The organism is Nostoc sp. LEGE 12447 (assembly GCF_015206985.1).
Lineage (GTDB): Bacteria > Cyanobacteriota > Cyanobacteriia > Cyanobacteriales > Nostocaceae > Nostoc.
Genome location: NZ_JADEXT010000011.1, coordinates 39200 through 50512 on the forward strand (window position 1 = coordinate 39200; position 11313 = coordinate 50512).

Consider the following 11313-nt stretch of genomic DNA (forward strand, 5'->3'; position numbering starts at 1 on the left):
CTGTTTCTTCTGAAAAATTACTTGTAAAGAATCATACAAATAACAAACATGACACAGAGAAAGCAGTATAATCTTGTATGGTCATAACTTGAAAAAAAGCAAGTGAAAACAGGGGTAGATAGCTATTTAACCAAGCTTGCCTCAGTCTATGAGGCATCCGAAAGCGTCAAGGTTGTTCCTACCGTAGCTAATTTCAAATTTTTGAATTGGAAAAAGTTATCTAGCGGTGCAGCGATGCGTCTTTTGTCTGCGGCAATAATTACGGGGCTTCTGAGTATCGCAGGGCAAGCTTTCGCACTCCAAAAAATCGGAAGTAATGGGCCAGAAGTTACCAGTAGCCAGAGGTGTTTAAAAAAGTTAGGCTACTTTAACGGCCCAGTGAGTGGTAAGTTTGCTAGTCTGACTCAAAACGCTGTCATTAAATTTCAGCAAGCGAACAGAATACCTGCTGATGGGGTTGTAGGTATTAATACGCAACAAGCATTACAAAGAGCATGTCAAAGTAGAACTACAGGTAGGAATACTAGTAGTGCATCGCGGTCAAGTGGCCAATATCCTGTTCTCTCTCAAGGCAAAACTGGTGCAGCCGTAACAAGGCTACAACAGCGTCTGCGGCAGTTAGGCTACTTGAATGCTAATGCCACTGGAAAATTTGGCCCAATGACTAGAGATGCTGTGATCAAATTCCAGCGAAATTATCGCATAGCTGCGAACGGGATTGTGAATCGACAAACTTGGAATGCACTACTAGGTTCCTCTCCAACCCAAGCTAGATCGTCTAGATCGTCGAGTCTTTCTACTCAACAAGTGAGAGAACTACAAGGGCGCTTGCAGCAGCTAGGTTATTTTAATACTAGTCCTACTGGGAAGATTGGCCCAATGACTAGAGATGCTGTGATCAAATTCCAGCGAAATTATCGTCTTCCGGTTGATGGCATTGCCAATGCTCAAGTTTTAGATGCAGTGCGTAGAGTCTCAACTGGTGGATCTATTACTCAACAACCGAGCAGAGATTATCTGACTCTAGGCGATCGCGGAGATAATGTCGCATTAGTTCAAGAGCGTTTATCGCAGTTGGGTTTCTCTAATACCAATCCTGATGGATTTTTCAGTGATTACACTAGAGCATCTGTAATTTCATTCCAGCAATATTCTCGACTTAATGTTACTGGAAATGTAGATTGGCAAACTTGGCAAGCATTAGGGTTGGATAGCTCAACTGGGGGCAATTATACTGAGGCTAATGGCTCTGTATTACCTGAAACTCGCTATCTAGTACCTGTTAATACTGGCTATGCTACATCTGAAAATAATCGCTATGTATTACCTCCTGCCACTGCCTATGCTGTACCTGGGACTAATGGCAACACATTAGTTGCTAGTAATCCTTACAGAGTAATAGTGCCTATTTCGAATAACGATACCCTGAGTAAGGTGCAACAATATATACCCAATGCGGTGACAGAGCAATCCCATCTAGGGGATTATGTGAATGCTGGAGCATTTAGCGATCGCGCACAAGCCGAAACCCTAACGAAAATGCTTCGCTCCTATGGTCTGGATGCACGGGTAAAATTCAATTAAATTGACAAACTCAACTGTGAACCTTCTTGAGTTTTATTCACTTCAATCCTGGCTTGGAAAGCTTCTTTGAGGTGGGGCATGTGGGTGACAGTAAGGATGCAGGCAAAATCGGAGGCGATCGCATTAATCGCTGCAATCAAGCGATCGCATCCTTCGGCATCCTGTGTACCAAAACCTTCATCCACAATCAACAATTGCAAAGCTGCCCCCGCCCGTTGCGCTAATAATTTTGCCAGGGCTAAACGGATGGCAAAGTTAATTCTAAAAGCTTCTCCACCAGAGTAAGTTTCATAAGCTCGTGTTCCTCTAGAATCGGCGATTAAAATATCTAAGGTGTCTATCAGCTTGGCATTTTTCTTGGTTGATTTAGCACTGCGTCCAGCTTTTTGAGTAATAAATTGTACATGAAACTGATTACCACTCAGGCGCGAAAGCAGTTGATTTGTTTCGGCTTCTAGTTGTGGTAACACATTCTCAATCATCAGTGCTTGGATACCATTTTTACCAAAAGCTTGCGCTAATTCCTGATAAACACGGTATTCCTGCTTGCAAGATTGTAGTTGCTGCTGCTGTTGTTCATACTGGATTTGCAGCGTTTCCAGTTGATGCGCCAGCTGTTCTAAACGCCCCAACTTTGCTATTTGTTCATCGAGTTGCCGTCTGCGGATTGCTAACTGCTGCTCTAAAGCTTGAATTTGGGCAGATGGGTTAGCTGTTGCTTGTAATTGCTGGATAATGCTTTCGATTTGTCCGCCAAGTTTTTGCCGTTCCGTTACTCTGGCGCTTCTGGAGTCCTCTAACTCTTGCAATCTTATCTGGAGTTGGGGATACTGCTGCTGGGCTGACAGCAGTTGTTGATACTGCAAATGCCAAGATTGAGCTTTGCGAACAGCTATACGCAGATTGTTGTGCTGCTCGGAACTGTAGCCAATTTCAGTAATATGGCGCTCAAGAGCCGCGATTTGTTTAGCACATTCTGAATCAGTCTGATCTTGCTGGATTCTGACTTGTAATTGAGCAATTTGGGATTGTAATTCTGGTTTTCGGGCTAATAGTTGCGCTTGTCGCTTAATCGCATCTTTAATCTGCCCTTGTTTAATTTCTGCCCAGCGCCACCGCTCAACTTCGCTCCGGGCGAGGGCGTGGTCTTGCTCATTATAATTAACTTGTTGGAGATATTGGTCTAGCTGCCGGAGTTCGGCTTGTTTATCAGGAGCGTAATCACCAACTTGGAGTGATCGCTCTAAATGTTGTTTTTCAGCAGCAATTTGTTGTAACTGTTGTTGGACATCAGTTGTAGCTTCTAACTGGGCTGCCAATTGTCCCCGTTGTTCGCGTAAACCATCGTAGCCTGCTAACTGTTGGGAAATTTCGCGATATTCCTGCCTAAGTACCTGAATTTCTCGATCAGATACAGCCATTTGTTCTCTGACTACCCAAAACTGCCCTTGAGTATCCTCTATCTCAGCCTGGGTTTTTTCCACTACCCGGCTCCAATGATGTTCATCCAGCGGACGTTCGCATAATGGACAAAGTGCTTCAGGATTTTGGAGCATTTGTAATTTTTGCTCTAATTCTCCCAGCAGTTTTTCATAGTCGCGTTGGTGAGCTTGCAGACGTTCAATAAAGTGCCGCCTTTCTTGCCCTTTTTCTTGCACTCGTTGCAGATAAACCCGCTTTTTCTCCAGTTCCTCAATCTGAATTGCCACATCCATCACCGCTTGTTGCAGTTGCGGTTGGCGGCGGTGCTGGCGTTGCAATTGGTTCTCAGTACTTTGGAGTTGTTCGAGTCGCGCTACTAAACCAGCATGAGTGCGATCGAGTTGGCTTTGCAAAGTTGCTCGTTGTTGCAACAAGGGAGTAACTTGCATTTGCAGTTGATCTAAACGCGCAACATGGTGACGGGCTGCGGTTAGTTGTGACAAAGCAGCTTCTACTTCACCTGATTTAGTCAGAGTTTGCTGAATATCTCGCTCTTGTTGCTGCAAAGCTTCGATTTGGGCTTGGGCTTGTTGCAGTTGCCGTTCGATTTCGTGAATTTGTTTAGTAAGCTGTTGTTGCTTTTGTTGGCGAGTCTGTTGGGCGCGGGTGTATTCTTCAAATTTGGTAGCAAAGGCTTCTTCTTGAGATTGGAGACTTTGATATTGGGCGTATCCAGCTTTAATCTCAGCTTCTTGGTGTAATATTTTTTCTAAATCTGATAGCTGAGAGCCTATAGCTGATTGTTCTTGTTGAAGGCGATCGCAATCTTGGGTAAGATTTTGGTATTGCTGCTTTACAAAATTAAGTTGTTGTTCCCAATTTTGGCGCTGGTGCTGGACAACTTGCAAACTTTGCAATTGAATATTATCAAAAGCTTGCACCTGTTGCAGTTGGTTGAGTTCGGCTTCTAACTCTACTCTTTGCGCTTGAGTTGTCTCGCGTTGTTGCAACTGAACTTTTATCGACTCCAAAGAACGCTCTAACTCTACTGCCCTGGCTTTGAACTGACGAGAAGATTCCTTTGCCCGTTCTTCCAAATCATCGTACTGATTGAGCTTCAACAACTCCGCTAAAATTTCTTTGCGTTCCGTCGGGCGTTTGAGCATGAACTCATCTGCACGGCCTTGACGTAAGTAAGCAGAATTAATAAATGTATCGTAATCGAGCTTGATGTGTTCTAAAATCAAATCCTGTGTTGCTCTTACCCCTTTACAAGTGAGTGAGCGAAACCCAGATGGTATTTCTATTTGAAATTCGAGGACGCTAGTACCTCCCCGAATTCGGGTACGAATCACGCGATATTTTTGCTGGTTGCTTTGAAAAGTAAAATCAACCCGAACTTCTTTCGCCCCAGAATAGATAACATCATCTTCAGCAGTGGCGCGGCTTTCACCCCAAATTGCCCAAGTGATTGCTTCCAGAAGCGAAGATTTACCCGCACCATTGGAACCCGAAATACAAGCCGTATGCAAACCACGAAAATCTAAAGTTGCATCACGGTAACTAAGAAAGTTTTTGAGGATAAGTTGTACTGGGATCATTCACGCTATAGCGCCACATCTACTTTTAATAGTTAACAGTACAGATGCACTGTTTGTTAGTTTAGCTATCTAGATATCAGGTTTCTAGTCTTGAAGACATCAATTTTACAAAAATTAATAATAAGATGAGCAAATTTCTCTTGTTGGATGAAAAATTTTTGCTATTTTCGGAGAAAAATGAAACTTCCGTGGAGAGCGATCGTTATTTCTTTCTGTCGTCTGCGGTGAAAAAATTATAAGAACTGTGGCGAATTTTCGAAAGACTATGAGCGATCGCACCAAAAACAATTTTAAGCATCAAGTCTCTTTTGACTGATTTACAAGCTAAAGGGAATGTATGCCAAAGCCGAACTTCTAACCTGCCTGAAAATATTGGCTGCTCACACCTTACTATTAAGAACATGAATTTACCAATCAACTGATGATCGAGGAACGAGAAAGAGCCGATAATGATTCGCCGTGGAAAGAAATCTTAGAAGCATACTTTCCCCAAGCAATGCAGTTTTTCTTCCCCCAAACAGCAGCATTAATTAATTGGGAACGTCCCCATGAGTTTCTCGATAAGGAATTTCAACAAATAGCACGGGACGCTGAACTTGGTAGAAGATATGCAGATAAGTTAGTCAAAGTCTGGCAAATTCAAGGAGAAGAAATTTGGCTGTTGATTCATGTCGAAGTTCAGGCCAAATCGGAAGATGCCTTTGCTCAAAGGATGTTTTCTTACAACCTGCGAATTTTTGACAAATTTGCTCAACCAGCCATTAGCCTAGCAATTTTGTGTGATGCTGACCCTACTTGGAGACCAAATCAATACAGTTACAATTATCCCGATTGTGGTCTGAATTTTAGATTTGGAACTATCAAACTGCTGGATTATCAACAACAATGGACAGAGTTAGAGAATAGCGATAATCCGTTTGCAACGGTGGTAATGGCACATTTGACAACCCAGCAAACTAGTAAACAGCCAGGAGAACGGAAAAATTGGAAATTTAGCTTAATTCGGCGATTATATGAACAAGGGCTGCAAGAAAGGGATATTCGCAACCTCTATCGTTTTATCGATTGGGTTATGATTTTACCAAAAGCGTTAGAAGCAGAATTTTGGCAAGAATTTAAGTTATTCGAGCAGGAGCGTACCATGAGTTACATCACTACAGGCGAGCGCATTGGCTACGAGCGAGGAAAGGAAGAAGGAAAACAGGAAGGTGAGCAAGCACTTGTCTTACGACAGCTACAAAAACGGGTAGGAGAGTTACCCGACGAAGTTCGGGAACGAATTCAAAGTCTTTCTCTAGAACAGTTGGAAGCACTAGGTGAGGCTTTGTTAGATTTTAGTGCGATCGCTGATTTGCTTAATTGGCTACAAGCTCATCAAACAGTTTAGTGCATGCGATCGCACCTTTCATTGATTTATGAAAAGTAGCCCACACTACTCCCCACATCACGAGTGAGGTTCTCCCAACAATACAATTGAGCATTTCAATTCTCGAATTAACTGCGTTGTCACTTCGCTGACGGCTAATCCGCCGGCTGTGCGATAACGAACGGAACGCAACACCGCTAAATCAAACGCCTGAGCCTCCCGAATTATCACTCTAGCAACATCATCACCCCTGATTGTTTGGATATTTGTATTCACCTCTAATTGGCTTTTAGAGGTAATATCAGACAATTGAGATACAAAGTTTTCTACTCGAGTCTGAGGTGTTTTGCGATCGCATACGTGTAACAGCACAACTTCAGCCTGATTAACATCAGCCAAAATTTGGGCTAACCGTAAAGCACCGATGGTTTGGCGTGTTAAGTCTCCAACTGGTACAAGAATTCTTTGGATTGTTTTAGGACTGCTCAAAAGGCGTGTTACTGCTACTGGACAGTGAGAAGACCAGAAAACGCTATCAATTACACTACCAAATAAGCGGGCACGCAAACCTGTTGTCCGCGACCAGCCCATGACTACTAAGCTAGCATTTTGTTCTCGACTGGCACGGCTAATTCCCAACGCTGCATCATCATCAATCCGAATTGCTGGCGATACTTCTACCTCAAATTCTTGACTAATTTCTTTAGCTAAATTCAATCTTTCTCGACTTTGGTCGAGTGCTGTTACTAATTGCGGATCATCCATCTGAATATGCGCTCTAGTAATAGCCAATGGCACAATTTTTCCAGATTCATGACTAGCCAGTAGTGCTGCCATTTCTATTAGATAGCGCTGGGTTTGAGGGTTGTATATTGGCACTACTACAGTAAATGGATACTGATTTTTTTCTACTTGCTCATCTTCATTATTTTGCCACCAAGTTGTCAAACTATCTGTTTCAAAATCTGTCTGAGAAAGCTGTAGGGAAGGAGCAAATCGTGATGTGATCACTGGGCCTAAAATAGCAGTCACCAGCATGAGGACAATCACACTGTTTAAGACAGCTTCACTGATTAAGCGTTCACCAGCAGGATTTACAGTTTGATAAGCAACCAACGTTGCTGCTAGTGTGGCTGCTACCTGTGGTAGTGACAATGACCACATCGTTAGCAATTCCGCCGTGTTGTAGCGATACAACAATTTGGCTAAGAATGCTGCTATAAATTTGCTGCCAATCAAAGCTATTACAATTACCAGAGTCAGCCAAATTGAACTGAGGGTTTTGATAAATGCAGGGATATTGATCAATAATCCCATGTCCACGAAGAAACAAGGGATAAATAAAACACTACCAATAAACTCGATTTTTTCTTTGACTGGGCTACGCCCCAGAACGTCGTTGACAGCTAAACCTGCTAAAAACGCACCAACAATTTTTTCAACTCCAATTACCTGCGCTCCGACAGATGCCAAAAATAATGCTAGTAATATAAACAAAAACTGGTTACTTTGTTCATCCCCAGAGCGGCGAAAAAACTCTTTTCCTGCCCAGTCAAAGCCAAACAGGACAACAGCAGTGTAAATTGCTAATCCACCCAATAAAATCGCTAAACTCATGGCGGAGAATTGCCCTCCATGAATTCCAACACAAATCGCTAATACTAGCAAAGCACCTGTGTCAGTAAAAATTGTGGCACCAATCGTGACGGTTACAGCTTCATTCGTGACCACTCCCAGACGACTTACAATTGGATATGCTAAGAGAGTATGAGAAGCCAGTAAAGAACCAATGAGGAAGGAGGCATTCCAACCAAAATTGAATAATCTTCCTGTAGCAATGCCAGCAAGAAGTGGAACTAAAAATGTTAAAATGCCAAACCCAATTGAGCGATTTCTAGTTTTACGAAACTGCTCTAAGTCAATTTCTAAACCTGCCACGAACATCAAATAAAGTTTGCCGATCTCCGAGAGCAGATTGATAGTTTCAGACTCAGGGTTTAATAACTTTAGTCCATTTTGTCCTAATAATATACCTGCGACTAACAACCCCACTAATCCAGGTAGTCTTAGTCGCTCAAATATAGGGGGTACAGTAAAGATTACTGTTAGGAGAATCGTAAATGCAACGATAGGACTGTCTGTTAACGAGTTCAGTGCCATGTCTAAATAATTAAGATTAAATAGAAAACATACAATAGCTCTAAGAAAATTTACTTAAAACTTGTCTATGATTCAGTTTTATTGGTTACAAAAAGCTAAATCGTTAACAGCATAAATGTTGCGATCGCAATCACGACTCTACCTAAAGAAGGGGTTGTTTCCATCTACAGGTTTAAATAATAATGGAATTTATAGTAAAAAAAAGATTAAATGTTTAAATACTAGTAAATAGTACCAAAAAGTCATAAAACGCTGATATTTACTTAAAAATAGCAGTTCTCGTTAAAATGACTAGAGGCGCACATATTTGTGTCCCTACTTCTATGTGCCATATCTAGAAAAATCTGGAAGACCGTACTTATGAGTTCCTATCAATGATAATTTTAAGCATTGGGAACCCCTAAAAATCAGAGTTTATGAACGCAGCCGACGATAAAACGATTGTTCGTGAGTATTTCAATTCCACAGGGTTTGACCGTTGGAAGCGAATCTACGGCGATGGCGAAGTCAACAAAGTTCAATTAGACATTCGCAATGGACACCAGCAAACCGTAGATACAGTTATCGGCTGGTTAAAGGCTGATAACAATTTACCAGAGCTATCAATCTGCGATGCTGGGTGTGGTGTCGGTAGTCTCAGCATCCCTTTAGCGGTAGATGGTGCCAAAGTCTATGCCACCGATATCTCTGAAAAAATGGTAGAAGAAGGCAAGGATAGAGCAAAGCTTACCTTGGGAAATGAGGAAAATCCCACTTTTGCTGTGCAGGACTTGGAATCGTTGAGCGGTAGTTACCATACCGTTATTTGCTTGGATGTTCTCATTCACTATCCCCAAGAAAAAGCCGATGAGATGATATCTCATCTCTGTTCTTTAGCACAGTCACGGATAATTCTCAGTTTTGCGCCAAAGACCTGTGCCCTGACTATACTCAAGAAAATTGGCAGTTTCTTTCCTGGGCCAAGTAAAGCGACTCGGGCATATTTGCATCGTGAAGCTGATGTGGTGAGAATCTTGGAAAGTAATGGCTTTTCATTGCAAAGAAAGGCGATGACGAAGACTCGCTTCTATTTTTCTCGCCTACTTGAAGCTACACGCAACTAAGTTTGGGATCGCAGCAAGATCAAATTATACCTTTGCTGCGATTTAAAAATCTGAAGGCTTAACACTGGTAAGTATTCTAGTACAGCGATCGCTCTGATTGGAAGCATAAACAGTTATTATAGCGATCGCATAGCCATATTTAAGTAATAAAGGCAAAATTTATCCTGTATCTTACCAAATAAATGGAATCAAACGAGAACTAGATTGTTGATACTCTGCATACTCTGGATACTTGACAGACATTGCCTGTTCTTTTTGAGATATACGCCAAAGATAGAAGATAAAAATGTATCCCGGCACTAAATAAGCCCAAAAGGAGCCAGCTACAACGCTAAAACTTAAGTACCGCAGCAAATCTGCAAAATAATTGATATTGCGAGAAAAACGCCAAATATTATCACGTACTAGTCCAGCTTGAAACTGTTTAGCGGTGAGCTTTTGGACATCAGCAGTGGCATTGATCAGACTACCAAAAATGTAGAGTAAAAGTGCAATAGCCGCTGTTGCCATTGATAAGGGAACAGGATTGATAAATGCTAAGTATCCAGGTAAGACATAAAAAAATCCTACAATTAATACTGTAAAAATGAGAGTTACTACCCCAGATGGCTCATTGAATATCTTTTGTCGTTCTGGAAACAACCATTGTTCCAGCAACCACCACAGACAGTAGCTAATATGTAGACACATATAAATAACCTGTCGCCAGTCTTGGATACCGAAAACGATAGCAAAACCAATCAAAGAAATAATTGTAATGACTTTTGCCAAATTAATGGCTTTTAATACGGTTATTCCAGAGTTTTCAGCGTTGACAGTGTTCTGCATAAGTTATTGAAATAAAAGCTCTTCATTACTTATTATGCTAAATACATCTGTAGAGAGTTTGTAAGACAAGCGAGCAATTTAAGCGAAGATCGTTGAAGCAAGAATCACGCGATTTTGAGTTGTGTGAGGTTCAAATATTGGAACCTTTACGAAAGTCAGGTTAAAATCGCTAGCAAAGTTCAAATTTGAAGTGGAACTATGAAAACTGCTGAAAAATTGGCTGCCGGTTGGCTACTGACATTTGGATTTATGTTTGTAATGCTATCAGCAGCAGAGGTATTTAATAAAACGACTATGGAAAAATCAATCACCCTACCCTTATCCTGGGATGGCTCGATTGAGTTCGTAGCACCAACAGATACCCCTGTAATTGATAATACTGCGGTAGAACGTCTAATTTTTGGTGTTCCCAGCCTAACATTGGGCACATGGTTAGCATTGGGATTATATCGTCAAAGTCGGCAAGAAAAAAAGGCCCTTAATCAACAAGTTAGCGATCGCCTGCAATCGATTTTTTATGGGATGCTACAAGAAAATCATGGGCGTGTAACTGTTTTAGGCTTCGCAATGAAGTCACAACTACCCGCAGCCCATGCTAGGCAGTATTTAGACGAAAAAGCTAAAGAATTCAATGCAAACTTTAAGGTGAACGAAGAAGGGGCAGTATCATATCATTTTGATGTCTAATTGTCATTTGTCAATAGTCCTTTGTTATTTGTCCTTTGTTATTTACCAATGACTAATGACCAATGACTATTTTACCAACTTACGGCTAGGTCTAATGACGCAGATTTTTTTGAGCATAGCTGCCATTTTAGGCGGTTTGTCAGTTGCTGCTGGTGCTTTTGCTTCCCATGCCTTGCGGGAAAAAATTAGTGAGCGATCGCTAGAAATTTTTGAAACTGGCGCTCGTTACCAAATGTATCATGCTCTGGCACTTTTTCTAGTAGCAATACTAATTAGTCGCACTGAGTCCCCTCAACCCACTCTCATCGCTAGTGGATGGCTGTTTCTCGCTGGCATTGCTATTTTCTCAGGTAGCTTGTATGCCATTAGCTTAACTGGTATTAAGTCCTTGGGAGCGATCGCACCACTAGGCGGGGCAGCCTTTCTCGCTGGTTGGGGTACCTTAGCTTTTGCTGCTTGGAATTTTAAGTTGTAAAAAAGTTAGAAATTAATAGTTAAGGGAATACCAAAAAATAAATTATCCGATATTTGTAGGGTGCTTTTAGTTCACATATCGCAGTGT

Annotated in this window: 8 protein-coding genes; 5 read left to right on the top strand and 3 right to left on the bottom strand. The window is 41.7% G+C overall.

All coding sequences use genetic code 11. The features are described from left to right. Positions 1 to 102: 102 nt before the first annotated feature. Positions 103 to 1584 carry a peptidoglycan-binding protein gene (locus IQ274_RS14235; RefSeq protein ID WP_322745235.1) on the top strand — a complete coding sequence of 494 codons (1482 nt, stop codon included), beginning with the start codon at positions 103 to 105 and terminating at the stop codon, positions 1582 to 1584. Here the strand turns inward: IQ274_RS14235 and sbcC are convergent. Beyond that, positions 1581 to 4607 carry an exonuclease subunit SbcC gene (sbcC, locus tag IQ274_RS14240; protein WP_194142639.1) on the bottom strand — a complete coding sequence of 1009 codons (3027 nt, stop codon included), beginning with the start codon at positions 4605 to 4607 and terminating at the stop codon, positions 1581 to 1583. The two genes, IQ274_RS14235 and sbcC, sit on opposite strands and share 4 nt — an antisense overlap. 421 nt (positions 4608 to 5028) lie before the next feature. On the opposite strand from sbcC, the gene IQ274_RS14245 reads away from it, so the two are divergent. Then, entirely contained in the window at positions 5029 to 5994 is a 966-nt protein-coding gene (locus IQ274_RS14245; protein ID WP_194142640.1) for a DUF4351 domain-containing protein, read from the top strand. A gap of 57 nt (positions 5995 to 6051) precedes the next feature. On the opposite strand, the gene IQ274_RS14250 is transcribed toward IQ274_RS14245, so the two are convergent. Beyond that, positions 6052 to 8133, bottom strand: coding sequence for a cation:proton antiporter (locus tag IQ274_RS14250; protein ID WP_163926900.1), 2082 nt, complete (start codon positions 8131 to 8133; stop codon positions 6052 to 6054). 416 nt (positions 8134 to 8549) lie between these two features. On the opposite strand from IQ274_RS14250, the gene bchM reads away from it, so the two are divergent. Further along, positions 8550 to 9236: a magnesium protoporphyrin IX methyltransferase gene (gene bchM, locus IQ274_RS14255; protein WP_163926899.1), complete on the top strand. Its 687-nt coding sequence runs from the start codon at positions 8550 to 8552 to the stop codon at positions 9234 to 9236. Between the two features lie 171 nt (positions 9237 to 9407). On the opposite strand, the gene IQ274_RS14260 is transcribed toward bchM, so the two are convergent. Continuing rightward, on the bottom strand, positions 9408 to 10064 hold the full coding sequence (locus tag IQ274_RS14260) for a DUF1295 domain-containing protein (RefSeq protein WP_194142641.1): 657 nt from the start codon (positions 10062 to 10064) through the stop codon (positions 9408 to 9410). Positions 10065 to 10262: 198 nt separating this feature from the next. On the opposite strand from IQ274_RS14260, the gene IQ274_RS14265 reads away from it, so the two are divergent. Together IQ274_RS14265 and IQ274_RS14270 are read left to right on the top strand one after the other, a co-directional pair. Continuing rightward, positions 10263 to 10751 (top strand): hypothetical protein, encoded by a 489-nt coding sequence (locus tag IQ274_RS14265; RefSeq protein ID WP_114081027.1) that lies wholly within the window; start codon positions 10263 to 10265, stop codon positions 10749 to 10751. 94 nt (positions 10752 to 10845) lie between these two features. Further along, entirely contained in the window at positions 10846 to 11226 is a 381-nt protein-coding gene (locus IQ274_RS14270; protein WP_194142699.1) for a DUF423 domain-containing protein, read from the top strand. Positions 11227 to 11313 lie beyond the last annotated feature (87 nt).